This is a genomic window from Nocardia sp. NPDC127606 (genome assembly GCF_042671725.1).
Classification (GTDB): Bacteria; Actinomycetota; Actinomycetes; order Mycobacteriales; family Mycobacteriaceae; genus Nocardia.
The window spans coordinates 86,356-111,427 of sequence record NZ_JBHXWQ010000012.1 but is presented as its reverse complement, the minus strand read 5'-3'; the positions used below and the strand labels follow the sequence as shown (position 1 = coordinate 111,427).

Here is a 25,072-nt window from a genome sequence, read left to right as displayed (position 1 = left end):
GCGCGCGGAGGCTTCGACGCGACACCGTGAACGTGCCCGGAGACGCCCGATCGCTGACCGGCGATCTGGACGCGGCCTACGCGAGTTGCCGGCGGATCGCCGCCGAGCACGGGCGCACCTACTACCTGGCCACCACACTGCTCTCACCGGAACGTCGGCGAGCGGTACACGCGCTGTACGCGTTCGCCCGGATGGTCGACGACATCGTCGACCACGCCGACAACCCCGCCCGCGTCCTCGACCCCCGCGACGGCGCCCAGCACAGCCGCATCGCTGGTCGACGCGCGCCTGCGCGGCTCACCGAAACCTCCCCCGCCCAGCACCTCGACCTCGTCGAGAAACAACTACGCCTCGCCCTCGAACACGGCGACCTCGACACCACCGACCCGCGCCGCCACCAGATCATCACCGCGGCCGCGGACACCATCACCCGCTACGACATCGCGCACACCCACCTCTGGACATTCCTCGACGCCATGCGCATGGACGTCCCCGGTACGGCCACCCACCGCACCCGCTACGCCACGATGAGCGAGCTCCGCGAGTACATGCGCGGGTCCGCCGCGGCCATCGGCCTGCAGCTGCTGCCGGTCCTCGGCACCGTCGTCTCCGTCACCGAGGCCGAACCGGCCGCCGCGGCCCTCGGCGAGGCCTTCCAGCTCACCAATTTCCTGCGCGATGTCGCCGAAGACCTCGACCGCGACCGGGTCTACCTGCCCGCCGACGAGCTGACGGCATTCGGCGTGGACGAAGCCCACCTGCGCGCCTGCCACCATCGGGGCCACACCGACGCGCCGCTGCGGCGCGCGCTGGCCCACCTGATCGCCGTCAACCGCGATATCTACCGGCAAGCCGTCCCCGGCATCGCCCTGCTCGCCCCCCGCGTGCGCCCGGCGATCACCACCGCCGCCATCCTCTACGCCGAAATCCTCGACCGCATCGAAGCGGCCGACTACCAGGTCTTCACCACCCGGGCCACGGTCCCTCGCCGTCGCCGAATCCTGGTCGCCGCCAAGGGTTTCACGACCCCCGGCGGCCACCGGTAGTCACTGCGGTTCGCTCGCGACGGCCGCAGCTCGAGCGCGATCCTCCGGTGTGACGATCAGAAGGGTTCGGCGTGCGCGCGGCGGACTACCTCGCGGGCCAACTGGCCGTGCAGAGCGTCCACGGGGCGACCGGGGAGGGAGGGGTCATCGGCGAAGAGCCAGCCGAGGATGTCCTCGTCGGTGTACTTGGCGTCGCGCATGACGGTGATCACGCCGGGAAGCATGCGGACGATCTCGTCCTCGGAATCGAAGAAGCGGGACGGAATGCCTACGACGCCGTCGCGGCGGACCGCGAGGATCTGGTGGTCACGCAGCAATTGGTGCACCGAGGTGACCGGGACGCCGAGTATTTCGGCCGCCTCGGGAAGCGAGACGATGGTTTCGGTGTCGGGCAGCACGTCGTTGCTGCAGGGGAAGGCACTCACTCACACAACGGTAGTACGTGTCGGCGCGCACGCATCGTCTGGCATGCCCACACCACCCGGTTACCATCGTGGTGGCCGCACACGGCGGCCGGTTGAATGCCGGAGGACATCACTTGATCGGCCAGATGCTGGAAGGGCGCTATCGCATCGATGCGCCGATCGCTCGCGGCGGGATGTCGATGGTTTTCCGCGGGACCGACACCCGGCTCGATCGCCCCGTGGCGATCAAGGTGATGGACCCGAAGTTCGCCGGTGACCCGCAGTTCCTCAGCCGTTTCGAGTTCGAGGCGCGGGCGGTGGCCAAGCTCAAGCATCCCTCGCTGGTCGCCGTGTACGACCAGGGCGTCGACGGCGAATACCCGTTCCTGATCATGGAGTTGGTCGAGGGCGGCACGCTGCGTGAGCTGCTGCGCGAACGCGGGCCGATGCCGCCACACGCTGTGCGCGCCGTGGCCGAGCCGGTGCTGCGCGCGATCGGCACCGCCCACGACGCGGGCCTGGTCCACCGCGATGTGAAGCCGGAGAATGTGCTGATCTCCGACGCGGGCGAGGTGAAGATCGCCGACTTCGGCCTGGTCCGCGCCGTGGCCGCGGCCAACACCACCTCCGCGAGCGTAATCCTCGGCACGGCCGCCTACCTCTCCCCCGAGCAGGTCACCACCGGCACCGCCGACGCCCGCAGCGACGTGTACTCCTTCGGCGTCCTGATCTTCGAACTGCTCACCGGACGCGTGCCGTTCACCGGCGACAACTCGCTGTCGGTGGCGTATCAGCGGGTCGAGAACGATGTGCCCGCGCCGAGCAACTTCATCGGCGGCGTACCGCCCGAATTCGACGCGTTGGTCGCCAAGGCCACCTCCCGCGACCCCGCGCAGCGCTTCGCCGACGCCAACGAGATGGCGGCGAAACTGCAGACGATCGCGATGGAGCTGAATCTGCCGCCGTACCGGGTGCCCGCACCGCGCGATTCGGCCGAACATCTCAGCGAGAGTTATCAGACCGGCGCCGCGCATCATCCCGGCGAGCGCCCGGCTACCCCGCCGGCGATGGCCGCGCACCGTTCCCCCGCGCCCGAACCGCACCACACCCGGGTGGTCACCGCACCGCGCCCGCGCCCGGAGGAGTACTCCCCCGCACCGGCGGCGAGCGCGTTCGGCGGTGGCGACGATCATTCTCGCCGAACGGGTTTGGTGTGGGTGGGCATCGTCACCGCACTGACCCTGCTGGTCGGTATCGGCGGCTGGTGGCTCGGCGTGGGTCGCTACGCCGCGGTGCCGCCGATCGCGGGCATGGACTCCGAGCGGGCCGTCGCGGTCCTGCAGGAAGCCGGTTTCGAGACGGAATTACGGCAGAAGGCCTCCGACACGGTCCCGGTGGGCGGGGTCGTCGGCTCCGATCCGTCTGCCGGGTCGCGGGTGACCAAGAGTTCCACGGTCGCGGTGCTGATCTCCAACGGCAAACCGCGGGTGCCCGATATCAAGCCCGGCGACCAGCTCAGCGCCACCAATCAGGCGATCCGCGATGCCGGTTTGCAGCCGATCGACAGCGGTGAGGCGGCCAGTACCGCACCGAAGGGTTCGCTGGCCAAGGTGGAGCCCGCGCCGGGCACGATCCTGCCGATGGGCGCGCAGGTGAAGGTGTACCGCAGCAAGGGTTCCCAGCCGGTGAACGTGCCCGATGTCCGCGGCAAAACCGCCGAGGAGGCAGCGAGTGCGCTGACCACCGCGGGCCTGGTCGTTCGCGAGACACGCGTGCAGTTCGACAAGAACGTCGAAGGCGACAAGGCGATCGCGACCGAGCCCGCCGTCGGCACCACCCTGCAATCGGGCGACACCGTGACGCTGATCGTGTCGAACGCGGTGAAGGTGCCCAATGTGATGGGTCAAAGCGTCGGCAACGCCCGTTCCAAACTGCAACAGCTCGGCCTGCGGGTAGAGGTCAAGTCCCTCACCGACTCCGACAGCTCCCTGGTCATCGGCCAGGTCCCGGGTTTCAACTCGAATGTGGAGGCGGGCAGCGTCGTGACGCTCACCGCCCTGCCTTGAAGGGGCAAGGATCCCGAGAAGGACAAAGAAAAACCCGGGCGCGGTCCTCGCTGACCGCCCCGGGTTCGTCCCGCTGATTCAGCGCAGCATTTCCGCGACCAGGAACGAGAGTTCCAGGGATTGCTGGGTGTTCAGGCGGGGGTCGCAGGCGGTTTCGTAGCGGCCGCCGAGGTCGAGATCGGAGATGTCCTGGGCGCCGCCGAGGCACTCGGTGACGTTCTCGCCGGTCAGCTCGATGTGCAGGCCGCCGGGGTGGGTGCCGAGGGCGTGGTGCACCTCGAAGAAGCCCTGGACCTCGTCGACGATGCGGTCGAAGTGGCGGGTCTTGAAACCGGTCGAGGACTCGTGGGTGTTGCCGTGCATGGGGTCGCACTGCCAGATGACCTGATGGCCGGTGGCCTGCACCTTCTCGATGATCGGCGGCAGCACATCGCGCACCTTGCCGTTGCCCATGCGGGCGACCAGGGTGAGCCGGCCCGGCTCGTTGTTCGGGTCGAGCCGCTCGACGTATTCCACGGCCAGGTCCGGCGTGGTGGTCGGCCCGATCTTGAGGCCGATCGGGTTCGCCAGCAGTTCGGCCAGCGCGATGTGGGCGCCGTCGAGCTGGCGGGTGCGCTCACCGATCCACAGGAAGTGCGCGGACAGGTCGTAGAGCAGCGGTTCGCCGGTCTCGGACTCGCTCAGCCGCAGCATCGCGCGCTCGTAGTCGAGGACGAGCGCCTCGTGCGAGGCGTAGATGCGCGCGGTCTTCAGGCTCGGGTCGTTGACCTGGCAGGCGGCCATGAAGCGCAGGCCGCGGTCGATCTCCTCGGCGAGGGTCTCGTAGCGCGCGCCCGCGGGCGACTGGGCCACGAAATCGCGGTTCCAGTCGTGCAGGCGGTGCAGGTCGGCGGTGCCCGCGCTGGTCAGTGCGCGGACCAGGTTCATCGCGGCGCTGGCATTGGCGTAGGCGCGGACCAGGCGTGACGGGTCGTGGCGGCGCAGCGCCTCGTCGGCGACGAGCGAGTTGACCATGTCGCCGCGGTAGGACGTCAGGCCGAGCGCGTCGGTGTCGGACGAGCGCGGCTTGGCGTACTGGCCCGCGATCCGCGCCACCTTCACCACCGGCATGCTCGCGCCGTAGGTGAGCACCACGGCCATCTGCAGCAGCGTGCGGATATTGCCGCGGATGTGGGGTTCGGTGTTGTCGGCGAAGGTCTCCGCGCAGTCACCGCCCTGCATGAGGAACGCCTCACCGCGCGCGACCGCGGCCAGCTGCGCCTTGAGGTCCTCCACCTCGGCGGGCAGGCAGATCGGTGGCACGCTCTCCAGCACGGTGCGCATGGTGGCGGCCTCGTCGGCGTCCCAGGACGGCTGCTGCAGAGCGGGCCTGGCCAGCGCGGCATCGAGGCGACCACGCAGCTCGTCGGGCAGCGGCGGCAGTTCCGGCAGGCGGTCAATGGGTACGTCGACGGTCCAGGTCACCAGATCAGAATACGACCCGCGCGCACGGGCGACTATCCGGCGTACCCGCGAAGCCGGCGCCGACCCGTGCGAAACACGCACAGGACGCCCACATAGGGTTTCGTCGACCCATCGTGGGGTCCATCGCCCGGCGCGCCGGAGCCCCACGAGCAACCCACCGGCACGAAGAGGCGATCTCCCTGCGATATTTCTACGATTCGGAATTCATCGAGGACGGCTCGACGATCGACCTGATCTCGATCGGCGTCGTCTGTGAGGACGGGCGCGAGTACTACGCGGTCTCCACCGAATTCGATGCGAAGCGGGCCGGGCCGTGGGTGCGCAGGCATGTGCTGCCGAAGCTGCCTGCCGCCGGGTCGCCGCTGTATCGCACCAGGGAACAGATCCGCGACGACCTGTTCAAGTTCTTCCTGCCCCGGCCCAGCGTGCAGCCGGAGCTGTGGGCCTGGGTCGGCGCGTACGACCACGTGGCGCTGTGCCAACTGTGGGGTGACATGACAGCGTTGCCCAAGGGCATGCCGCGTTACACCAACGAACTGCGCCAGCACTGGGCCGTCAACGGCAGCCCCGCCCTGCCGCCCATCCCCGATGACGCGCACGACGCACTCGCCGACGCCCGCCACAACCTGGCCAAGTTCGAGGCCATCGAGACATATCGGCGCACTCCGCGCCTGTAGAACACCGCGCCGGTAGGACAAAAGCGAAGGCCCCGAGTCGAATTCGACTCGGGGCCTTCGTTGTTCGCGCTGTTCGATCAGTGACCGAACGGCTCGCTGTTGTTCGCGATCGCCTGCTGCTCGGCGAGAACGGTGAGCATCCGGTGCTCCTCGTTCTCCTCGATCTCGGCCCAGGACTCGCCCTCGGCCTTGGGATCGGCCTTGAGGAAGCTACCGGTGCCGGGCTTGCCCGCCGAACCCAGCTTGTTCATCTTCTTGGGCACCGGAGCGCCCTGGTATTCCAGCGGGATGGCGTGGCCGTGTGCGTCGACCCCACCCAGCGGCTGGTGCACCTCGATGTACTCGCCGTGCGGCAGACGCTTGATCACACCGGTCTCGATGCCGTGCTCGAGCACCGCCCGGTCACTGCGCTGCAGACCGATGCAGAACCGGTAGGTGATGAAGTACGCGATCGGCGGCAGCAACAGCACGCCGATACGACCGATCCAGGTGGTCGCGTTCAGCGAGATGTCGAACTTCAGCGCGATGATGTCGTTGACACACGACAGCGTGAGCACCACGTAGAACGCGATGGACATCGCGCCGATCGCGGTACGCACCGGCACGTCGCGCGGACGCTGGAGCAGGTTGTGATGCGCCGAGTGGTCGTTGGTGAGGCGCTTCTCGATCCACGGGTAGGCGATCAGCAGCGTGAACACCAGACCCATGATGAGCGCGACCCAGAACACCGCCGGGATCGTGTACCGACCCAGGTAGAGCTCCCACGGCGGCATCAGACGCGCCATACCGTCGGTCCACATCATGTAGAAGTCGGGCTGCGAACCCGCCGACACCTGGGACGGGTTGTACGGACCGAGGTTCCAGATCGGGTTGATCTGCAGGACACCGCCCATGATGCCGACGATGCCGAGGGTGAACGCGAAGAACGCGCCCTGGTCGGCGGCGAACACCGGGATGATGCGCGCGCCGACGACGTTGTGCTCGGTGCGGGCCGGTCCGGGGAACTGGGTGTGCTTCTGGTACCAGACCAGCGCGACGTGCGCGCCGATCAGCGCCAGGATGATGCCGGGCAGCAGCAGCACGTGCGCGATGTAGAGGCGCGGGATGATGATGTCGCCGGGGAAGTCGCCGCCGAACATCAGCCAGTGCAGCCAGGTACCGACGACCGGGACACCGATGGTGATACCCGAGAACGCGGCGCGCAGACCCGTACCGGAGAGCAGATCGTCGGGCAGCGAGTAGCCGAAGAAGCCTTCGAACATCGCCAGGATCAGCAGCAGCGAGCCGATCACCCAGTTCGCCTCACGCGGCTTGCGGAACGCGCCGGTGAAGAAGATGCGGAACAGGTGGATGATGATCGACGCCGCGAACAGCAGAGCCGCCCAGTGGTGGATCTGCCGGACGAACAGACCGCCGCGCACCTCGAAGGAGATGTTCAGCGCGGTCTCGTAGGCCCGCGACATGCCGACGCCGCGCAGCGGCTGGTAGGCGCCGTCGTAGACCACGTGGGTCATCGACGGGTCGAAGAACAGCGTCAGGTACACACCCGACAGCAGCAGGATGATGAACGCGTAGAGCGCGATCTCACCCAGCAGGAACGACCAGTGGGTCGGGAAGACCTTGTTGATCGAACGCTTCATGAACGCGGCGGCGCGATACCGCTCGTCCATCTCATTTGCCTGATTGGCCACAACGCTCATGAACGACGCTCCCAGAAGGCCGGGCCGAGCGGCTCGATGAAGTCGCCCGCGGCGACCAGGAAGCCCTCGGAGTTGACGGTGATCGGCAGCTGAGGCAGTGCGCGGGCGGCAGGACCGAAGACCGGCTTTGCCCACTCGGTCGCGAGGAACTGCGACTGGTGGCAGGGGCACAGGATCCGGTTGGTCTGCTGCTCGAACAGCGAGGTGGGGCAGCCGAGATGGGTGCAGATCTTCGAGTAGGCGAAGTAGTCGCCGAAGTTGAAGCTCTCCTGGCCCTTGCGCTTGATCGCCTTCTCGGCGTCTTCGGTGCGCAGCCGGATCATCATGACCGCGTTGCGGATACCGCGCAGCGACTCGAGCGTGGCGTGCTCATCGCCGCGCCACTTCTCTTTCCACGGGAACACGGTTTCCATCGAGCCGGCGTCCAGGTCTTCGGGACGCACCAGCACGATGTCGCCGGGGCGGCCGGTGTCGCGGCGGATGTAGACGGTCTCGCCCGGGTAGTCCGGGGTCCAGCCCGAGACCCACAGCGGCGACTTGTCGCCCTTGGCCCACGGGTTCTTCACCATGCCGCCGACGAACACCAGCAGTGCGCCGATACCCAGCACACCGACACCGGCGCCCGCGGTACCGAGCATCATCTTGCGACGACCCAGGGTGGAGGTGTCGAGCGCGTCCTGCAGCTCGGCCGCCAGGGTGCGACGCTCGACCTCGTCCGAGGGGCCGTCGTGGCGCTGCTGGATCGAGATCTCGGCGGGGATGAACCGCTTGCGGATCAGCACCACCGCGACACCGATGACCAGCACCGAGATGCCGAAGGTCAGGCCGACGAGCGGGGTGAACAGCGAGTAGGCGCTGTGGCCCTCGTCGCCGTAGCCCTTCCACTCCCACGGCCAGAACAGGAAGACACCGATGAGCGCGGCGGCGGCGAGGCCGGAGATGGCGAACCAGAACGTGACCGCACGTTCGGCGCGCTTCTCGGCCTTGGTGCCCGGCACCGGCCACCGCTCGTTGCGGTAGACGACATCGACGTCGTCGCGATTGGTGCCGAGCTCGACCAGCTCGTCACGCGACATCGCGTCCAGTTCGTCTTCGGTGGGTTCGCGACCCATGTCGCTGTGCTCCTGTCCACTCATGATCGGGATCCGATCCACATCGCGGCGCCGACCACGGCGGTGATGCCGATGACCCAGATCGCCAAACCTTCGGTCGCCGGACCGAACCCGCCGAGATCCCAGCCGCCGGGTGACTTCTCCTCGGCCGAGTTCTTGACGTAGGCGACGATGTCGCGCTTCTCCTCCGACGTCAGCTGCCGGTCGGAGAACTTGGGCATGTTCTGCGGGCCGGTGACCATCGCCTGGTAGATCTGCTGCTCACTGGCCTCGGCCAGCGGCGGCGCGAACTTGCCACCGGAGAGCGCACCACCGCGACCGGTGAAGTTGTGGCAGGAGGCGCAGTTCATGCGGAACAGCTCCGAGCCACGGGCGATGTCGTCGCCGCGCAGCGACTCCTGGGCGATCTCGCCGTTGGCGTCGCGGATCACCGAGGGGCCACCGCCGTTGGCGGCGACGTACGCGCCCAGCGCGTCGGTCTGGTGCGCGTCGAACTTCTCCGGCTTGCGCAGCGCCTGGGCGCCGTTGGCGGCCATCGGCATGCGACCGGAGGAGACCTGGAAGTAGACCGCGGCCTCGCCGACACCGATCAGGCTCGGACCACGGTCGGCGACACCCTGCAGGTTCGCGCCGTGGCACGTGACGCAGGAGGTGTCGTAGAGCTGCTTGCCCTCGCGAATGAGCGCGGACTGGTCCTCGTGCGCGGTCGCGACCTGCGCCTGCGGGGTGAGCGCGGTAGCCAGGAAGCCGGCTCCGACCAAGCCGATCATCAGCGCGAGAGCACCCGCGATACGACGACGGGCGCGGCGCTGCTTACGCGCCTTGGCGGCCTGTGCGTCCTGCCCGGCGCCGGGGCCGGCGGGCTCTGGGGCCGACGGGGGAGATGAACTCATCTGTGTCCCTTTGGAGTAGACGGAACCGACTTGTGCAAATGCTGTGTGCGCCGCGCGCTATCGGACGAAGTAGATCGTGGCGAACAGCCCGATCCAGACGATGTCGACGAAGTGCCAGTAGTAGGACACCACGATCGCGGCGGTGGCCTGGGCGGGGGTGAACTTGCTCAGTGTGGTGCGGACGAGCAGGAACACGAACGCGATCAAACCGCCGATCACGTGCAGACCGTGGAAGCCGGTGGTGATGTAGAAAACCGAGCCGTACGAGCTGCCGGCGATCGAAGTTCCCTCCTCCACCAGGTGGTAGTACTCGTAGCCCTGCCCGGCGACGAAGAACGCGCCCATCAGCAGGGTGATCGTGTACCAGCGACGAAGGCCGAACACGTCGCCCTTCTCCGCGGCGAACACACCCATCTGGCAGGTGAACGAGGACGCGATCAGCACGGCCGTCACCGGAATCGCGAGCTTCATGTTCAGCTCGGTCGGCTCCGGGGGCCAGTTCCCGTGCGCCTGCGCGCGAGCAACGAAGTACATGGCGAACAGTCCGGCGAAGAACATCAGCTCGCTCGACAGCCAGATGATGGTTCCGACGCTGACCATGTTGGGCCGGTTCAGCGAATGCACACGCTGAGTAATGGCCGATCCTGGGGTGCCTACTGCGGTCGTCACGGGGTAAGTATGACTCTTCGTAGTACGACACATGTACCCGGGTACGAAAGTTTGTGGCGCAAGTCGGAAAACCCACGCACAGAGGGGGTCCACGACATCCGTCGGCGTGTTGGCGACGACCGCGCGACAACCCATTGTGACAGCGTTGGATGTGGATAGGCTGAGACGAGGAGGCGGCGATGGTCGTGGTGCGGATGTGGCGGCGGCTGTTCGGTGGGTCGGCGCGGGAGTTGGACCCAGGGCGCGACGATCTCGTGGTGGTCGCGTCGAGTTTCGACGATGTCGAGGCTTGTTCGACCGCGCTGGATCGGGCGAGCGAGCTGGATCGGGAGGCCGACGCGGTGTTGCGCCACCATCTGCGGCTACCCGCCGGGCAGATCGAGGCCGCGTGCGAGATCGCCGGGTACGACGGATACGCACGCGCCGAGGCCGACGGGCAGGCCGAGGACCTGGTCCCGATCATCCTGCAACGGGTGCAGCGGCTCGATCCGCTGACCTGCTCGCAGGAACGCTCGCGGATGGCCGGACTCGCCCAGCGCCACGACGGCGTCGCCGACGGTTGGGACGCGCTACAACCCCCGCGCACCGCCCCGTAAACTTTGCCCGACGGCGCAAAAGATCTTGCGCCACCTCCGCGCGCCCGATCTACAGTGGCGCAACGGTGTCGTCGAAGGAGAAGCAGAGCAGATGAGCGTGCGCAGCTGGGCCCAGGTGCTCGGAACCCTCGCCGACGGTGGCGACCTGGCCGCGGACGACACCACCTGGGTGATCGACGAGATCTTCACCGACAACGCCACCGCGGCCCAGATCGCGGCGTTCGGCGTCGCCATGAAGATCAAGGGCCCCACGCCGACCGAATTGGCGGGCATGGTGGCCGGGATGCTCGGGCACGCGCGGCTGGTCCACGTCGACGGCGACGCGGTCGACGTCGTCGGCACCGGCGGCGATCGTTCGGGGTCGGTGAACATCTCGACCATGTCCTCGGTGGTCGTCGCCGCGGCCGGGGTCCCCGTGGTCAAGCACGGGAACCGGGCGGCGTCGTCGAAGTCCGGTGGCGCCGATGTGCTCGAAGCGCTGGGCGTGAAGCTCGCGCTCGGACCCGAGTCGGTGGCGCGCTCGGTGCGCGAGGCGGGGATCGGGTTCTGTTTCGCGCCGCTGTTCCACTCCGGGCTGCGTTTCGCCGGGGCCGCGCGCAAGGAGATCGGCATTCCGACCGTGTTCAACGTGTTGGGGCCGCTGACCAATCCGGCGCAGCCGCGCGCCGGGCTGATCGGGTGTGCGTTCGCCGATCTCGCGCCCGTGATCGCGGGGGTGTTCGAGGCGCGTGGGTCGAGTGCGCTGGTAGTGCGTGGGCGTGACGGGCTCGACGAGATCACCACCTCGGATCTGACCGACGTGTGGGTGGTCAGTGGGGGTCGGATCCGTCAAACGCTGATCGATCCGACGCGGCTCGGCATCGCGAGGGTGGATCTGGACGACCTGCGTGGCGGGGATGCCGAGGTCAACGCCCAGGTCGCGCGCGATGTCTTCGCGGGGACGGCCGGACCTGTTCGTGACGCGGTGCTGTTGAACTCGGCCGCGGCGATCGTGGCCTACGACCTCTCGCGCGGGGTCGGCGATGTCGATCTCGACCTGGACGCGGCGCTGACCGACGGGCTCGAGCGCGCCGCCGCCGCGGTGGACAGCGGGGCGGCGGCGAAGCTGCTGCAGAGCTGGGCCGAACTCACCAGGACGCTCGACGAGAACTGACCCGCAAGGCTCACTCCCCCAGCGAGAATCCGGCTTCCACGTCGGCGCTGGAATAGGACTTGAAGGCGATGTGAGTGGTGGTGCGGACCACGCCCTCCACCTTGTCGATGCCCGCGGTGACCACTTCGGCGATGCGCGCGTGGTCGCGCACGCGCACGATCGCGATCAGGTCCACGTCACCGGCGCAGGAATACACCTCGGCGACTCCTTCGGTGTCGGCGAGGGCCTGCGCGGTCTCGGGGATGCGAGAGTTCTGCGCCTGGATCATCACGATCGCGGTAATCATGGGATCACTCTAGAACTTCGGGCCGCTCGGTGGCCGCTTTGAACCGTCGCATCAGGTCATAGCTCTTCACCCCGGGTGCCGTTTCCACCGAACTGGAGACGTCGACGCCGTAGGGCCGGTGCCGGGCGATGACATCGGCGACGTTGTCCGGGTCGAGGCCGCCCGCCAGCACCACCCGGCCCGGTTGCGCGCGGACCCAGTCGGGGAATTCCTCGAACACACCGGAGCCCGCGCTGGCGTCGTAGAAGAAGTATTCGCTGGTCTGCCCCGGTTGCGGCGGGGTCGAGGAGCAGAAGGCCAGGTTCGGCAGGTCGGTCCACTGGTAGAGCTGCACGACGTCGAAGGCGTCCACTACGCCGGCGACCTCGCTCGCCTCGAGGGCGACGGCGAAGGTGGTGATGCGGCCGCGCGCGTAGCCGGCGAGCGCGCGTGCCTGTTCGGGGGTGCGGTACCGCTTGCTCTTCGTCGTCACCATGACGCCGATCGCGGAGTACCCGAGCTCGATCGCCCAGTCGATCTGTTCCTCGGTGGTCAGACCGCACACCTTCACGAACATCCGCCGCTACTCCTTGTCCTCGGGCCCCGCCACGGGTGCACGGAGTCGACGTCCATGATCCAGGACCGTGCCGTCGATGCTGTGCCAGGCCCGCTTCGGTCGCCCGTCACCGCTCGGCCAGATACTGCTCCTGCTCGCTCCGGGTGGTCGCGGCCGTGCGCGCCAGCTGCGCCCAGCCCACCCACCGCGCGGCGCCGTGCAGCGGTTCGCGGTAGCCGTCGCTGGTCCGCACGATCCGGGCACCGGGTTTGGCGAGCCAGCGGGCGATGACCCCGACTTCCTCCGGGGGTGCACCACGCAGCGGCGGGATGTCGTCGTCGAGCTCGACGATCAGGCCGTCGATCGCGGCCATCGGCAGGTCGCTGTGAGTTCCGCCGCCTGAGGTCGAGGCGCCCAGATCGGGAATCACGGTTTCGGCCGCGGCGACTATCTGGTCGACGACCGCCATCGGCGGGGTGCCGCGTGCGGCGGTGCCCGCGGCGGCCAGACGGCCGTAGCGGATGACGGAGAATTCCCAGCCGCCCGCGCCGTCGGGCAGGGCGATGATCAGTTCGGCGAGGCGGGCGAGGGCCGCCAGGCGCTGGGTGCGGTACAGCTTGGTGACAACGGTGGCGGTGCGGTCGCGGAGGCGGGCCGCGGCTTCGAAATGCTGAGCGGCCGAATGGGTTTCGATGCGATCGATCATCGCGCGGAGCAGCGTGTCGGCGCGGCCGGTGAACAGGTTGCGGACCGCATCGACGGCCGGTGCGTAGCGCGTCGCGTCGAGGTCGCCGTCGTGGCGTGCGGCGGGGCAGCCGCCGACCACCGCGGGCGGGCAGGTGTGTTTCGCCGTGCGGGTGAGGCGGGTGGCGCAGGTGCGGATTCCGGCGAATTCGGCGATCGTCAACGCCACGTCGACGGCGTCGGTCCGGGAATTGAACGGCCCCATCGCGGTTCGGGTCGGGGTGCGCACCGCGGTCAAGCGGGGGAAGGCCTCCTCGCTCAGGGTGAGCCACCACCCTCGCTTGGGGAACTTCGAGCGGCGGTTGTACGGCGGCGCGTGCGCGGCGAGCAACCGTAGCTCGCGCACCCCGGCTTCGAGGCCGTGCGCGCACACCACGTGGTCGACCCGAATCGCCAGTGCCACCATCTCTTTCATCCGGCCACGGGTCTCCGAGCCGGTGAAGTAGTTGCGTACGCGACGGCGCAGATTCACCGCCGTCCCTATATAGAGGACTTCGTCCGACGGTCCACGGAAGAGATAGACGCCGGGCGCGGCAGGCAGATCGGTCGCGAAAGTGCGCTTGGCGCGCTGGGTTCCGGTGACGCCGGGCAGATAGTCGAGCAGCTCGGTCAGGCTGTGCACGCCCTGATTGCCGACCCGCCCGATCAACGCGTGCAGCACGTCGACGGTGGCGCGGGCGTCATCGAGCGCGCGGTGTGTCGGTGTCGTCGACGCACCGAGGATCTGTGCCAGCACTCCGAGCCGCGCCGACGGGGCCTCGTCGCGCGTGAGCACCCGCCGCGCCAGCTTCACGGTGCACAACACCTGCGGATTGGGCCACGCGATGTCCTGACGCGCCGCGGCCGCTTTGAGAAACGCGGTGTCGAAGCGCGCGTTGTGCGCCACCAGCACTGCCCCGGCGGCGAACTCGAAGAACCCCGGCAACACCCCCTCGATCCGCGGCGCCCCGTACACCATCGCCGTGGTGATCCCGGTGATCTGCACGATGGCTGGCGGAATCGCGTACCCCGGATTCACCAGCGTCGCGAACTCCCCCAGTACCTCGCCGCCGCGCACCTTCACTGCCCCGATCTCGGTGATCGCGTCCCGATCAGCGCTGGTCCCGGTCGTTTCGAGGTCGACGACGACGAAAGTGGTGGCATACAGCGGGGTATCGAGCTCATCGAAGGCCAACTGCCGCGCGGCAGCCGGGAGCGGAACGGGATCGGGCACGGCCAGCAGCGTAGGACGGGGGTCCGACAAGCTCGGGCCCGAACTCGGTGACCACCCAGCCGATCAATCGCCCGGCCTCAGCGGTGCCGGCGTGAGATACGGCCGCGGCGGCCAGGGATTTTCGGTAGGCCATCCGCCCGGCGGCGGCTTCGACGGAGTCGGCAGCGCCTCGGCGCAGCCCGGATCGAGGTGTAGCGCGCAGTCCGCTGACATCGGATCCAGTTCCACACATCGGTCCGCGGCCCGCAGGGCGCGATCACTGCGCGCGGCGGCGGCCTGCTCGGTGTCGGCCCGCTCCCTGAGCTGGTTCTCGGCCAGGACGATGATCTTCCACGCGAACAGGTTGTCCGGCTCGACGCGCAGCGCGGTGCGTGCGGCCTCGAGCGCGCGGGTCGGCTCGCCGTCCTGCGACCAGGCGTAGCCGAGAAACGCCCACGCCATCCCGTAGTCGGGTTCGGCGGCCACCAGCGGACCGAGCAGGTCACGCGCGGCGGCGTGGCGGCCGAGTTCGAACAGGATCTCGGCCTTCCGGAGCTCGTCGCTCATCGGTGACGAATCCGCTCAGCGCTTCCTGATCCCCTGCAGATGCCGTGCCAGGTCGTCGTAGCTGCCGTCGCCGTTGGCGAATTCGACCACATTGCGGGCGGATTCGAACCACGCCCCGGTGCTCGGGCGAGTGCGGGCCAGCGCTGCCTGAATGTCGGCCATGCCGACCGGGCGCACCTGCCCCGAGCGCATCGAGTCGGCCATCGCCAGCTGGGTGGCCGAGGTACAGACGTGGGCGAGGTCGGCGCCGGAGAATCCGCCGGTGTGGGCGGCGAGGGTGTTGAGGTCGATGCCCGCTACGGGGCGGTCGCGCAGATGGTAGTGCAGGATCGACTTGCGGGCGGCCGGGTCGGGCAGGCCGACGAAGATCATGCGGTCGAAACGGCCGGGCCTGCGCAGCGCGACATCCACATCCCACGGATGGTTGGTCGCACCGAGCACGAACACCCCTTCGTTGCTGTGGGTGGCCGAATCCAACTCGGTGAGCAGCTGGTTCACGACCGTGCGCATGGTCGACGACCCCTGCATCCCGCTGCGCTTGTGGCCGAGGGCGTCGACCTCGTCGAGGAACAGCACGCAGGGAGCGTTGCGCCGGGCCATCTCGAAGATGCTGTGCACGTTGCGTTCGCTGGCGCCGGTATAGATGTCGAGGATGTCGGTGATCTCGATCGGATAGAAGTTGGCACCGAGTTCGCCCGCCACCGCCGCGGCGATGAAGGTCTTGCCGCAGCCGGGCGGGCCGTAGAGGAGCAGGCCGCCACGCGCCGAGGTGCCGAACGCCTCGGCCAGCTCGGGATTGCGCAGCGGACCGAGCAGGGTCAGATCCAGTTGCTGCTTCACCTCGACCATCCCGCCGACGTCGGCCAGGCGCAGAGTCGGGCGTTCGACGGTGGCGGCATCGTCGTCGGTGACGAACTCGGTGGGGACGCCGTGCACGAACGCCGGTTCGATGATGTCGCCGACCTCGTTCTCGGCGGCGGCCCAGTCGAAGTCCGACTGCGCCGCGGCGGGTGCGGCGGCAGAGCTGGGCGCGGGGGTGGCCGTCTCAGGGACCGAGGCGGCGGGAGAACCACCCGACAACGCTGTGGTGCACCGCATCATCAGCCCCAGGACCTGGGCATTCCCCGGGTTCGTGGCCGAGCGCGGTCCCGCAGTGGGCCAGCGCGTCGGCATAACGTTCCCGCTCGATCAGCAGCTCGATGACGCACACGCGCAGCGCGAGCACCTCCGGACTGCGATCGAGCATCGTCAGCATGTCGGTCAAAACCTGGTCGTCGGCCACCCGCGCCCCCTTCGAACTGCGAACATTCGGCCGTACCCTAACCGCCACAACAGCTTTCCCGTCAAGCGGTGAGTGGGCGGATACCACGAGGGGACCCGTCCCGCGACCCGGCACAACACGGGGCCGCGATCTTCGGAGCCGACAATTCGGCGCGAGACTTTCGTTCTGATGCGAACAAAATGCCCAAGATCAAACTGAATTGTGACCGGGCTCACATATTTATGAAATTCACATGAGTCCCTCAGATTTCAACGGGTAATCAGCCTTACCGGTCTGCGCGCGCCGCGGCTTACGGCACGCCGCCCGCGAGGCGGACCGCCCGACATCCAGAGGAAGAGCGCCCCGAGCACGTGCGACCTGCGTGTTTACCGATTCGAGGCACGAAAATCACCGCCCGGACGCTATTGGCGACGCGCCGGTAGCACTCGAAAATCTCGGTCGACGCGACCTGGCGTTATCGTTTCGTGATCGGGTGTGACTCAGCTCGCACACATTCTTCGGTGATATCACCCGAAACCCCCTTTGGACCGATGTCCGACTTTACAAACCCCCGTGATGTCTTCGTAACCTTTTTGAGACCTCACGGAGTCCCGCCGATCGGAAACGGTCAGCGAGACGAAGCCCGCCGCGTCAAACGGACACGGCGTCGTGGGGCAGATTGGAAGTTCCGCATCATGGCGAACAACACCGTCAAGCGTCAGGCGCAGCGTGCCGTTGCCGTCGGAGCCGTCGGCGCTGCCACCATCGGCGCGTTCCTCCTGCCGGCCGCCCCGGCATCGGCCACGCCCGTGACCGTGCCCGGCATCGGCACCTTCGAGGTTCCGAACGAGATTCCGCTGCCCCAGGGCGTCCCCGGTATCGAGATCCCGGCCGCGCCGCAGGTTTTCACCGCACCGCGCGCCACCGCCGCCGACATCGCCCTCGATGCCGCGCTGAGCAAGATCGGCTCGCCCTACGTCTACGGCGCCGCGGGCCCGAACGCCTTCGACTGCTCGGGTCTGGTCCAGTGGGCCTACGCCCAGGCCGGCATGGACATTCCGCGCACCAGCGATGCCCAGCTGGGTGCGGGGACCCCGGTCTCGATCGATGCCCTGCAGCCCGGCGACATGGTGTCGTTCTACGGTGGCGGCCACTCCGGCCTGTACGCCGGCGACGGCAACGTCGTGCACGCCTCCACCGCGGGCACCCCCGTGCAGATCGCGTCGCTGTCGTCGATGCCGTTCGCGGGCGCTCGACGCTTCTGAGCGAATGCCGCGTGATGCGCAATTCGCGGGGAAGTGCGCACCGTCACGGCATTGATCGTCCGGGTACGTGCGCCGTCCACTGGGTTGGACGGCGCACGTACCTTTACTGGACACGACTGCATGCGGTTCCGTAACCTGATCGAGACCTTCTCGGCTGACGAGGAGATCGCGCTCAGGTAGTGCGCTGCATCGGCGGACAACGAGAGAACGGGGCACGGGCCACTGTGACTGCACACCACCGGAATTCGCACGTCACGCGTGGTTTCGCCGGAAGCCTGTCCGCCGCGATCCTGGTGTGCGCGATCTACACCGCCGGTCCCTCCGGTGCCGACCCCGTGGCCCTGCCGACCACCGCGACCGACGCGATCTCCCGGATGGTCGACCTCTCGCGCCAGTCCGAGCAGCTCAACCAGCTCGCCCTCACCGCGCAAGGCGATCTCGACGCCAAGCTCGCGCTGCAACGCGAAGCCGACGACAAGGTCGCCGCGACCTCCGCGGTCGTCGAGGCCGCCCGCGCCGAAGTGCGCAAGTTCCAGCCGATGATCGACCGCACCGCCGTGGCCGCCTATACCGGCGTGCGCACCAACAGCATGTTCGCCGTGCTGTCGAGCGGTTCACCGCAGCAGCTGCTGGACAAGATGTCGACACTGGACGTGCTCGCCCAGCAGACCACCGACACGGTCCGCCAGTTCAAGCAGGCCGCCGACGCCGCCACCGCGGCCGACACCGTGGCCCGCACCGCCGCCGAGGCCGCGCACGCCGCGACCACCGCCGCCGACGCGGTGCGCGCCGATGTCGAACGCAAACGCCAGGACCTCGCCGCGTCGACCACCTCGGTGGTCGAGGCGTGGAGCCAGCTCTCGGCTCGCGACAAGTCGACACTGGCCGGTTCACCGTTCCCCCCTGGCTTCGACCGTGATTCGCTCCTCGCGGGTCTGGTTCCCGGCAGCGGCACCAGCGCGCTGGCCGCCGCCCTCACCCGCGTCGGTGATCCGTACGTCTGGGGCGCCACCGGACCCGATCAGTTCGACTGCTCAGGGCTCGTGCAGTGGGCGTTCAAACAGGTCGGCAAGAACGTGCCGCGCACCAGTTCCCAGCAGGCGGGCTACGGCACGCCGGTGTCCAAGGACGAACTGCTGCCCGGCGACGTGATCCTGTTCTATCCCGACATCACCCACGTCGGCATCTACGCCGGCAACGGAATGATGGTGCACGCCTCCACGTTCGGTGTGCCGGTCGCTGTCGCGCCGATCAACACCACCCCGTACCACTCGGCCCGGCGATACTGAGCAAGACCGGTGACCGATCCGTCCCCCCGCTCGGGCCTGCGTTCGTGGTTCTCGTCGAACGGCCGCCTGGAATTCTGCATCACGCTCGCCTCGGTCACGCTGCTGACCGGGGCGTGCGTGGCACTGATCCTGGTGCCGCGCAACGCGGGTCCGTTGCAGCTGGCCACCGACGAGGCCGAAGTCCTCGACACCTCCGAGGGCATCGACAATCCGCGCTTGAGCCCGGTGCGCCGCGAGCTGCAACCGTACGGCCCGATCCTGGTGCGTGAAGTCGCCGACGGTGCCGCGGCCGAGGCGCTGCTGGTGGCCCACCCCAGCCATCGCGCCGACCTCGATGTCCTCGAACAACAACTGGGCCGAGCCATCTCGGATGTGAGCGCGGTGTGGGGCACCGAGTGGAATCGCGCGCCCGTGGTGGTCGTGGCGAGCACCCCGGCCGAATTCACCGCGCTGACCAGGTCCGCGGGCGCCACCGGCGCCGACGTGGCCGCCGTGTCGCTCACCGGCTCCTACACCCCGGGCACCCAGCCCACCGACCAGCGCATCGTGTTCAACCCCGACGCCCGCAGGCGGGTCGGCAACGAGGGCATGGCCACGCTGCTGCGCCACGAACTCACCCACCTCGCCACCCGCGCCGACACCACCGACGGCGCACCGTTGTGGATGTTGGAAGGATTCGCGGAGTACGTCGCTCAGCGTGATCAGCAGACCACCTTCTCCCAGATCGCGCCCACGCTGACCACCCGGTTGCGCGGCGGCGCCCTGCCCACCGAACTCGTCGCCGATACCGATTTCACCGGTGTCGACGCGGCCTACGCCTACGAAAGCGCGTGGAGCACCTGCGCCTTCCTCGCCGACCGCTACGGCACCACCGCCCTCACCACGTTGTACAAGCGCCTGGCCACCGGCCCGCAATCCCCCGCGGCCCAGGATGCGGCGTTCACCGCCGTGCTCGGGGCCTCGCGCGCCGAGGTGCTGGACGGGTGGCGGGCCTGGTTGCGCGGCCGCGCCGCATGACGGTCGCAGGCACAGGTACGCCTGACCACGTCCGCCCACCCCTCAGCCGACCGATTAGGTTGTTCTCTTATGGCCCGAACTCTGCTGGTGACCAACGATTTCCCGCCTCGGCCGGGCGGAATCCAGTCGTATCTGCAGGCGCTGTCGAATCAGCTGCCGCCCGAGGACCTGGTGGTGTACGCCCCGCGCTGGCGCGGTGACAGCCACGAGAAGTTCGACGCCGCGCAGAAGTTCCGGGTGGTGCGTCATCCCACGACGCTGATGCTGCCGACCCCCGCGGTCATCAAGCGGGCGGGTGCGCTGCTGCGTGAACACGACTGCGACACCGTGTGGTTCGGCGCGGCCGCTCCCCTGGCGGCGATGGCGCCGATGCTGCGGCGCGCGGGCGCGGAGCGCATCCTGGCCAGCACCCACGGTCACGAGGTCGGCTGGTCGATGCTGCCCGGTTCGCGCCAGGTGCTGCGGTCGATCGGCGAGCACACCGATGTGGTGACCTACGTCAGCAAGTACACCCGCGGCCGTTTCGCCTCGGCTTTCGGTCCGCACGCGGCACTCGAGCATCTACCGCCGGGCGTCGACCCCACCGAGTTCCGGCCCGACCCGGCCGCCAGGGAGGAGCTGCGCGCCCGCTACGGCCTCGGCGAGCGCCCGACGGTGCTGTGCCTGTCGCGGCTGGTCCCGCGCAAGGGTCAGGACATGCTCATCGTGGCGATGAACGAGATCCGCGAGCGCGTCGACGGCGCGGTGCTGGTGATCGCCGGCGGCGGACCGTACGAGACGCGTCTGCGCGCGCTGGCCGAGGCGCTCGGCGTGCAGGACAGCGTGGTGTTCACCGGGCGGGTGCCCTCGGGCGAGCTGGCCGCCCATCACACGATCGCCGATGTGTTCGCGATGCCGTGCCGCACGCGCGGGGCGGGCCTGGACGTCGAGGGTCTCGGGATCGTCTTCCTCGAGGCGTCCGCGACCGGGGTTCCGGTCGTGGCGGGTGATTCCGGCGGCGCCCCCGAAACGGTGCGCGAGGGCGAGACCGGCATCGTGGTGCACGGCCGGTCGGTCCCGCAGATCAGCGACGCCATCGTCGAGCTGCTCACCGACCGGGACAAGGCGGCCGAGATGGGCGCCGCGGGCCGGGCCTGGGTGGAGCGGAACTGGCATTGGGACCGTCAGGGCGCCCGCTTGCGGGAACTGCTGCGGTGACACCTTGCCCGGGCCCGGTGTGGCGTCCACTACGCTCAGCCGGGTGAGCAGTATCCAGGTCGCAGATCAGACCTTCCTCGCCGCACCCGGCACCGCGATCGCCGAGGTGCTGAGCGCCGCGAACAACTGGCGCCGCTGGTGGCCCGACCTGCGCCTCGACGTGCGCGAGGATCGCGGCGACAAAGGCATCCGCTGGACGGTGGCAGGCGCGCTGACCGGCACCATGGAGGTATGGCTCGAGGCCGTCCCCGAGGGCGCGATCCTGCACTACTTCCTGCACGCCGAGCCCACCGCGGCCGCATCGAAGTCGGCGCGCGCGCTGGCCGCGGCCAATCGGGCCCGCCGGGTGGCGGGTCGCGACATGGCCTTCGAACTCAAGGCACGACTCGAAGCCGGTCGCCCCGCGGGCGTCGCGCCCACCGCCTTCGTCTCAACCTGACGCACGTTCTCGGAGTTCAGCGCCGAGAACCGCGGCCCCGGCCGCCACGGACACAGAAAAGGGGTTTGGCTGCCATGGCCGACCGGACTCAGAGATCGATTCTCATCGACGCACCGTCGCAGCAGGTGATGGCCGTTATCGCGGATCTGGAGTCCTATCCGGAGTGGGTGGCCGCCGCGAAGTCGGTCGAAGTCATCGATCGCGACGCCGAAGGGCGCGCGGCCACAGCACGGTTCGTGCTCGACGCCGGCGTCGTCAAGGACACCTACGTGCTGTCCTACACCTGGCGCGCCGACGGCAGAGCGGTGAGCTGGCGGCTGCTCGAAGGTGACCTGCAGAAGGCCCAGGACGGCAGCTACGAACTCCGGGACCGACCGGGGGGTGGCACCGAGGTGGTCTACGAACTCACCGTCGACCTGAACATCCCGATGATCGGCATGTTCAAACGCAAAGCCGAGAAGGTCATCACCGACACCGCGCTCAACGAGCTCAAGAAGCGGGTCGAAGGCTGAGCGCCCCGGGCGGTACCCGCGTCGAACTGTTCGTCGGCAAGGGTGGTGTCGGGAAGACGACGCTGGCCTGCGCGACGAGCATGGCCTATGCCCGCTCGGGTCAGCGTGTGCTGATCGCCTCGCTGGATCAGGCCCATTCGCTCGGCGACGCGCTCGGTTTCCGTTTCCCGCACGATCCGGGCACCGTCGCCGGGGTGGCCAGGGTGGCGCCCGGCATCGAGGTGATCGAGATCGATTCCCTCGCGCTGCTCGAGGACCGTTTCCGCGATGTGGTGGCGATGCTGGCCACAGGCGGCGGCCACGATCACGGCTTCGACCTTGCCGCGCTGGACCCGGCCGAGCTCACCGGGCTGCCCGGTGTGCAGGAACTGTTGATGCTGGTCGAGATCGGCCAGTACGCCGAGGAGAACGACTGGGACGTCATCGTCGTCGATTGCCCGCCCTCGGCCGACATGTTGCGCATCGTCACCGCCCCCGACACGATGCTCAACTATCTCGAACGCCTCTGGCCCAAGCATGCCCGCACGATGAGCGCGATCGGACTGGATCTGCGCAAGGCGGTGCTCGCGGCCGCGGTCGAACGGGTCGTGGTCGCGGTGACCCAGGTCCGTGATCTCCTCGCCGACCGCACCCGCACCAGCACCCGCCTGATCACCGGACCCGAGCAGGTCGCTGTCGCCGAGGCGCGGCGGGTGCGTTCGGCGGCCGCGCTGCTCGGCCTGCGGATGGACGCGGTGGTGGTGAACAAGGTGCTGGCCCCGGTGCCGCCGCCGGGCGACAACGCCCACCCGGCCGTGCACTGGTACCTGAACCGCCGCGCCGAGCAACTCGAGGTGGTGGCCCGGCTGCACGAGCAACTCACCGATGTCCCGATCCTGATCGCCCAGCACGCCGGCGCCGAACCGGTGGGGGTGAATTCGCTGGCGGCCTTCTCGCATTCGGTCGACACGCTGCCCGCCCCGCACGCTGAGGGAGCGGATTCGGGCGAACCGATGGTTCGATGGGAGTCCGGCTCCGGTGTCGACTCCGTGTACGCGATGCGGATGCGGCTGCCGGTAGTCGATCCCGGCACCTTGCGGCTGGGCCGAGTGGAGGACGATCTGATCGTGGGAGCCGACGGGGTACGCACACGCGTACGGCTCGCGCCGGTGCTGCGACGCTGCACGGTGGCGGGCGCCGAACTCGACACCGGTCACCTCGTTGTCCGCTTCCGGCCCGATCCGCGGGTGTGGCCCGCCGATCCGAACTACACGAAGGCCACCGCAGATGAGCACTGACTCCCAGTCCGAGCGCCACGGCCACGACGGCTTCGCCGAGTTCACCGAGGAGCTGCGCCTACTCTCCGAAGTTCTCCTTGCCCGGGTCGAACCCGTGCTACGCCGCACCGCCGCCGACGGTCGAGCCGACCTGGGCGGTTGCGCCTGGTGCCCGGTCTGCGCGGCCGCGGCCCTGCTGCGCGGCGACCACCACGACGTCGTCGCGGCCCTCGCCGAACACGGCACGTCCATGGTGACGGTCCTGCGCGAAGCCCTCGCGGGCATTCCCGTCGAACCGGTCCTCCCGCCGGAATGGGCCGAGCACGCTGCGGGACACCCGAATTCGGCCGGCGACCACGCCGCCGCGCCCGAGCCCGCGGGGCAGCCCCCACGCCCGAACGGTGCCACGGGTCTGCAGGATTCGGGTTCCAGCCCGCGCTGGGGAGCCCCTCGCCCGGATCAGTCCAGCGCCCCGCGGACCACGCGCACACCGCACATCACCCCCGAACCGGACCGCGACGGCGCGAACGCGTCGGGCGCGGACGCTTTCGCCACCACCGCGCCGCCGGTGGCCGCCAACCCGAACCAGCGCCGCGCCGAGGACCGGTCGGCCACCGCCCGCGCGCCGCGCTCGCAATATGTCGACATTCCGGTGACGATCCGGGGATGACCAGCAGGATCGACCCTCAACACCTGCTCACCGTCGGCATCGATGTGGGCGGCACGAACATTCGCGCCTCGGTGGTCGACGCCGGCGGCGAGGTGCTCGACACCGTGCAGGCGCCCACCCCGCATTCGGCGCGCGCGCTCGAGGACGCGATCGATCGGTCGGTGCGCGAGCTGGCCCGACGGCATCCGATCGCTGCGGTCGGGCTGGCCGTCGCCGGTTTCATCTCGACCGATCAGTCGACGGTCCTGTTCGCCCCGCACCTGCCGTGGCAGAACGCCCCGGTCGCGCAACGGCTCACCGCGCGGCTGGGCCTGCCGGTGATCCTCGAGCACGACGCGAACGCCGCGGGCTGGGCCGAGTACCGCTTCGGCGCGGCGGCGGGCGGGCAGACGGTGGTGCTCGTCGCGATCGGCACCGGCATCGGCGCCGCGCTGCTCATCGACGGACAGCTCTACCGTGGCAGCCATGGCATCGCCCCCGAACTGGGCCACCTCCAGGTCGTCCCCGAGGGCCGTGCCTGTGCCTGCGGCAAACACGGCTGCTGGGAGCGCTACTGCAGCGGAACGGCACTGGCCGACACCGCCATCGAAATGCTCGCCACCGATCCCGTGCGTTCGGTGCTGGCCCGCGACGTGCTGCGCGACCCCGGCTCGCTCACCGGCCGCCGGGTCGCGGGCGCCGCGCAGGACGGCGATCCACTCGCGGTCCGGGTGATGGCCGACTTCGCCCGGTGGCTCGGGCTCGGCCTCGCCTTCGTCAGCGATCTGTTCGATCCCGACCTCGTGGTGATCGCGGGCGGAGTGAGCAGTTCGGCGCCGCTGTTCCTCGACGAGGCTCGCGAACACTACGCGGGCGCGGTCACCGGAGCCGGGCATCGGCCGCTGGCGCGCCTGCGCACCACCCAGCTCGGGGAGGCCGCCGGCATGATCGGCGCCGCGGAATTGGCCAGGGCGGCTGTCGATGCGCCGGTGGCCGGTCGCGCGGCGAGATAAGGGTCACAGCCATGTGCTCCAGCTACCAGCTCGGGTTGGTTGTGACCTGCGACCAGCGGTAAAGTCGTTG

24 protein-coding genes and 1 pseudogene are annotated in these 25,072 nt (G+C 69.0%); 14 read left to right on the top strand and 11 right to left on the bottom strand.

Annotated elements, in window-relative coordinates:
- Positions 1-26: 26 nt before the first annotated feature.
- Positions 27-1,046 (top strand): phytoene/squalene synthase family protein, encoded by a 1,020-nt coding sequence (locus tag ACFVJ5_RS33970; RefSeq protein ID WP_379226572.1) that lies wholly within the window; start codon positions 27-29, stop codon positions 1,044-1,046.
- 56 nt (positions 1,047-1,102) lie between these two features.
- Here ACFVJ5_RS33970 and ACFVJ5_RS33965 read toward each other — a convergent pair whose 3' ends face one another.
- Positions 1,103-1,471 carry an Rv2175c family DNA-binding protein gene (locus tag ACFVJ5_RS33965; protein ID WP_379226570.1) on the bottom strand — a complete coding sequence of 123 codons (369 nt, stop codon included), beginning with the start codon at positions 1,469-1,471 and terminating at the stop codon, positions 1,103-1,105.
- A 125-nt stretch (positions 1,472-1,596) separates the two neighbouring features.
- On the opposite strand from ACFVJ5_RS33965, the gene pknB reads away from it, so the two are divergent.
- A complete protein-coding gene (pknB, locus tag ACFVJ5_RS33960) occupies positions 1,597-3,516 on the top strand; it encodes a Stk1 family PASTA domain-containing Ser/Thr kinase (protein WP_379226743.1) in 1,920 nt (639 codons plus the stop codon).
- 78 nt (positions 3,517-3,594) lie between these two features.
- On the opposite strand, the gene ACFVJ5_RS33955 is transcribed toward pknB, so the two are convergent.
- A complete protein-coding gene (locus tag ACFVJ5_RS33955; protein WP_379226568.1) occupies positions 3,595-4,980 on the bottom strand; it encodes a class II 3-deoxy-7-phosphoheptulonate synthase in 1,386 nt (461 codons plus the stop codon).
- Between the two features lie 179 nt (positions 4,981-5,159).
- On the opposite strand from ACFVJ5_RS33955, the gene ACFVJ5_RS33950 reads away from it, so the two are divergent.
- Positions 5,160-5,657 carry a polyadenylate-specific 3'-exoribonuclease AS gene (locus ACFVJ5_RS33950; protein ID WP_379226741.1) on the top strand — a complete coding sequence of 166 codons (498 nt, stop codon included), beginning with the start codon at positions 5,160-5,162 and terminating at the stop codon, positions 5,655-5,657.
- Positions 5,658-5,734: 77 nt separating this feature from the next.
- Here ACFVJ5_RS33950 and ACFVJ5_RS33945 read toward each other — a convergent pair whose 3' ends face one another.
- Genes ACFVJ5_RS33945 through ACFVJ5_RS33930 form a run of 4 tightly spaced genes read right to left on the bottom strand, consistent with a single transcriptional unit; the run spans position 5,735 to position 10,031 of the window.
- Complete coding sequence (locus ACFVJ5_RS33945) at positions 5,735-7,357, bottom strand: cytochrome bc complex cytochrome b subunit (protein ID WP_378636599.1); 1,623 nt, start codon at positions 7,355-7,357, stop codon at positions 5,735-5,737.
- Complete coding sequence (locus ACFVJ5_RS33940; RefSeq protein ID WP_379226566.1) at positions 7,354-8,493, bottom strand: ubiquinol-cytochrome c reductase iron-sulfur subunit; 1,140 nt, start codon at positions 8,491-8,493, stop codon at positions 7,354-7,356. Before ACFVJ5_RS33940 ends, ACFVJ5_RS33945 begins: the two co-directional genes overlap by 4 nt.
- Complete coding sequence (locus ACFVJ5_RS33935) at positions 8,490-9,362, bottom strand: c-type cytochrome (protein WP_379226564.1); 873 nt, start codon at positions 9,360-9,362, stop codon at positions 8,490-8,492. The genes ACFVJ5_RS33940 and ACFVJ5_RS33935 overlap by 4 nt, the downstream gene beginning before the upstream one ends.
- A gap of 57 nt (positions 9,363-9,419) precedes the next feature.
- On the bottom strand, positions 9,420-10,031 hold the full coding sequence (locus ACFVJ5_RS33930; protein WP_301905794.1) for a heme-copper oxidase subunit III: 612 nt from the start codon (positions 10,029-10,031) through the stop codon (positions 9,420-9,422).
- A gap of 179 nt (positions 10,032-10,210) precedes the next feature.
- On the opposite strand from ACFVJ5_RS33930, the gene ACFVJ5_RS33925 reads away from it, so the two are divergent.
- Both ACFVJ5_RS33925 and trpD read left to right on the top strand, forming a co-directional pair.
- Complete coding sequence (locus ACFVJ5_RS33925) at positions 10,211-10,627, top strand: hypothetical protein (RefSeq protein ID WP_379226562.1); 417 nt, start codon at positions 10,211-10,213, stop codon at positions 10,625-10,627.
- Between the two features lie 91 nt (positions 10,628-10,718).
- Positions 10,719-11,780: an anthranilate phosphoribosyltransferase gene (gene trpD, locus ACFVJ5_RS33920; protein WP_379226561.1), complete on the top strand. Its 1,062-nt coding sequence runs from the start codon at positions 10,719-10,721 to the stop codon at positions 11,778-11,780.
- A 10-nt stretch (positions 11,781-11,790) separates the two neighbouring features.
- Here the strand turns inward: trpD and ACFVJ5_RS33915 are convergent, their stop codons facing one another.
- From ACFVJ5_RS33915 to ACFVJ5_RS33895, 5 genes and pseudogenes are all read right to left on the bottom strand, one after another.
- Complete coding sequence (locus ACFVJ5_RS33915; RefSeq protein WP_378636588.1) at positions 11,791-12,066, bottom strand: Lrp/AsnC family transcriptional regulator; 276 nt, start codon at positions 12,064-12,066, stop codon at positions 11,791-11,793.
- A 4-nt stretch (positions 12,067-12,070) separates the two neighbouring features.
- Positions 12,071-12,622, bottom strand: coding sequence for a hypothetical protein (locus ACFVJ5_RS33910; protein ID WP_379226559.1), 552 nt, complete (start codon positions 12,620-12,622; stop codon positions 12,071-12,073).
- 106 nt (positions 12,623-12,728) lie between these two features.
- The gene (locus tag ACFVJ5_RS33905; RefSeq protein ID WP_379226558.1) at positions 12,729-14,558 is read right to left on the bottom strand and encodes a DEDD exonuclease domain-containing protein; all 1,830 of its coding nucleotides are present in this window, start codon (positions 14,556-14,558) and stop codon (positions 12,729-12,731) included.
- Positions 14,559-14,621: 63 nt separating this feature from the next.
- Positions 14,622-15,104, bottom strand: coding sequence for a hypothetical protein (locus ACFVJ5_RS33900; RefSeq protein ID WP_379226556.1), 483 nt, complete (start codon positions 15,102-15,104; stop codon positions 14,622-14,624).
- Positions 15,105-15,119: 15 nt separating this feature from the next.
- A pseudogene (locus ACFVJ5_RS33895) lies at positions 15,120-16,386 on the bottom strand (ATP-binding protein).
- 674 nt (positions 16,387-17,060) lie between these two features.
- Between ACFVJ5_RS33895 and ACFVJ5_RS33890 the strand changes: the two are divergent.
- The 9 genes from ACFVJ5_RS33890 to ACFVJ5_RS33850 all read left to right on the top strand — a co-directional run bounded on the left by ACFVJ5_RS33890 (position 17,061) and on the right by ACFVJ5_RS33850 (position 25,002).
- Complete coding sequence (locus ACFVJ5_RS33890; RefSeq protein WP_378636581.1) at positions 17,061-17,630, top strand: C40 family peptidase; 570 nt, start codon at positions 17,061-17,063, stop codon at positions 17,628-17,630.
- A 224-nt stretch (positions 17,631-17,854) separates the two neighbouring features.
- Positions 17,855-18,919 (top strand): NlpC/P60 family protein, encoded by a 1,065-nt coding sequence (locus tag ACFVJ5_RS33885; protein ID WP_379226554.1) that lies wholly within the window; start codon positions 17,855-17,857, stop codon positions 18,917-18,919.
- Positions 18,920-18,928: 9 nt separating this feature from the next.
- Complete coding sequence (locus tag ACFVJ5_RS33880; RefSeq protein ID WP_379226552.1) at positions 18,929-19,936, top strand: hypothetical protein; 1,008 nt, start codon at positions 18,929-18,931, stop codon at positions 19,934-19,936.
- A gap of 69 nt (positions 19,937-20,005) precedes the next feature.
- Complete coding sequence (locus tag ACFVJ5_RS33875; protein ID WP_379226550.1) at positions 20,006-21,133, top strand: glycosyltransferase family 4 protein; 1,128 nt, start codon at positions 20,006-20,008, stop codon at positions 21,131-21,133.
- 43 nt (positions 21,134-21,176) lie between these two features.
- A complete protein-coding gene (locus tag ACFVJ5_RS33870) occupies positions 21,177-21,572 on the top strand; it encodes a polyketide cyclase / dehydrase and lipid transport (protein WP_379226548.1) in 396 nt (131 codons plus the stop codon).
- Between the two features lie 74 nt (positions 21,573-21,646).
- Entirely contained in the window at positions 21,647-22,084 is a 438-nt protein-coding gene (locus ACFVJ5_RS33865) for an SRPBCC family protein (protein WP_378636569.1), read from the top strand.
- Positions 22,081-23,361, top strand: coding sequence for an ArsA family ATPase (locus ACFVJ5_RS33860; protein ID WP_379226739.1), 1,281 nt, complete (start codon positions 22,081-22,083; stop codon positions 23,359-23,361). Before ACFVJ5_RS33865 ends, ACFVJ5_RS33860 begins: the two co-directional genes overlap by 4 nt.
- Positions 23,351-24,010: a hypothetical protein gene (locus tag ACFVJ5_RS33855; RefSeq protein WP_379226546.1), complete on the top strand. Its 660-nt coding sequence runs from the start codon at positions 23,351-23,353 to the stop codon at positions 24,008-24,010. Before ACFVJ5_RS33860 ends, ACFVJ5_RS33855 begins: the two co-directional genes overlap by 11 nt.
- Positions 24,007-25,002 (top strand): ROK family protein, encoded by a 996-nt coding sequence (locus ACFVJ5_RS33850; protein ID WP_379226544.1) that lies wholly within the window; start codon positions 24,007-24,009, stop codon positions 25,000-25,002. The genes ACFVJ5_RS33855 and ACFVJ5_RS33850 overlap by 4 nt, the downstream gene beginning before the upstream one ends.
- Positions 25,003-25,072: the final 70 nt, after the last annotated feature.

Bases quoted from the DNA above. Each gene is read 5' to 3' on its own strand.
- pknB (WP_379226743.1), top strand. From the start codon at position 1,597: ATGCTGGAAGGGCGCTATCGCATCGATGCGCCGATCGCTCGCGGCGGG.
- ACFVJ5_RS33945 (WP_378636599.1), bottom strand. From the start codon at position 7,357: ATGAGCGTTGTGGCCAATCAGGCAAATGAGATGGACGAGCGGTATCGC.
- ACFVJ5_RS33940 (WP_379226566.1), bottom strand. From the start codon at position 8,493: ATGAGTGGACAGGAGCACAGCGACATGGGTCGCGAACCCACCGAAGAC.
- ACFVJ5_RS33935 (WP_379226564.1), bottom strand. From the start codon at position 9,362: ATGAGTTCATCTCCCCCGTCGGCCCCAGAGCCCGCCGGCCCCGGCGCC.
- ACFVJ5_RS33925 (WP_379226562.1), top strand. From the start codon at position 10,211: ATGGTCGTGGTGCGGATGTGGCGGCGGCTGTTCGGTGGGTCGGCGCGG.
- trpD (WP_379226561.1), top strand. From the start codon at position 10,719: ATGAGCGTGCGCAGCTGGGCCCAGGTGCTCGGAACCCTCGCCGACGGT.
- ACFVJ5_RS33915 (WP_378636588.1), bottom strand. From the start codon at position 12,066: ATGATTACCGCGATCGTGATGATCCAGGCGCAGAACTCTCGCATCCCC.
- ACFVJ5_RS33910 (WP_379226559.1), bottom strand. From the start codon at position 12,622: ATGTTCGTGAAGGTGTGCGGTCTGACCACCGAGGAACAGATCGACTGG.
- ACFVJ5_RS33900 (WP_379226556.1), bottom strand. From the start codon at position 15,104: ATGAGCGACGAGCTCCGGAAGGCCGAGATCCTGTTCGAACTCGGCCGC.
- ACFVJ5_RS33890 (WP_378636581.1), top strand. From the start codon at position 17,061: ATGGCGAACAACACCGTCAAGCGTCAGGCGCAGCGTGCCGTTGCCGTC.
- ACFVJ5_RS33875 (WP_379226550.1), top strand. From the start codon at position 20,006: ATGGCCCGAACTCTGCTGGTGACCAACGATTTCCCGCCTCGGCCGGGC.
- ACFVJ5_RS33865 (WP_378636569.1), top strand. From the start codon at position 21,647: ATGGCCGACCGGACTCAGAGATCGATTCTCATCGACGCACCGTCGCAG.
- ACFVJ5_RS33855 (WP_379226546.1), top strand. From the start codon at position 23,351: ATGAGCACTGACTCCCAGTCCGAGCGCCACGGCCACGACGGCTTCGCC.
- ACFVJ5_RS33850 (WP_379226544.1), top strand. From the start codon at position 24,007: ATGACCAGCAGGATCGACCCTCAACACCTGCTCACCGTCGGCATCGAT.